At 45.6% G+C, this 272-nt stretch carries 1 protein-coding gene; it reads left to right on the plus strand.

Annotated elements, in window-relative coordinates; all coding sequences use genetic code 11:
• A partial coding sequence (locus GQ596_RS11025; RefSeq protein WP_160401765.1) for a hypothetical protein occupies nucleotides 1-272 on the plus strand: 272 nt, incomplete at both ends.

The raw sequence follows: 272 nt of genomic DNA on the forward strand, positions 1-272 counted from the left end.
TAACAAGTACAGGTGGCACATTAAGTACGCAGTATGGGGTACCAAGGAGTAGTAGTTTTAGTGGCGCAACGGTGGATTATTATATCAACCCATATGAGTATACCGGTATTTGTTCGGTCAGGCCGAATTTGTTCATGGGCGGTACTGGGAGCGACCCCCGCTATGCAGGTCCAGCTAACATATGGAATCCTAGTAAGGGCTTTTTAGTTCAGTCAACAAGTCCATCATCTTACGACAGGAACTTTCCTACTACAGGAGCAGATGGTTTGTAT

Source organism: Gilliamella sp. Pra-s60 (assembly GCF_009795755.1).
Lineage (GTDB): Bacteria > Pseudomonadota > Gammaproteobacteria > Enterobacterales > Orbaceae > Gilliamella.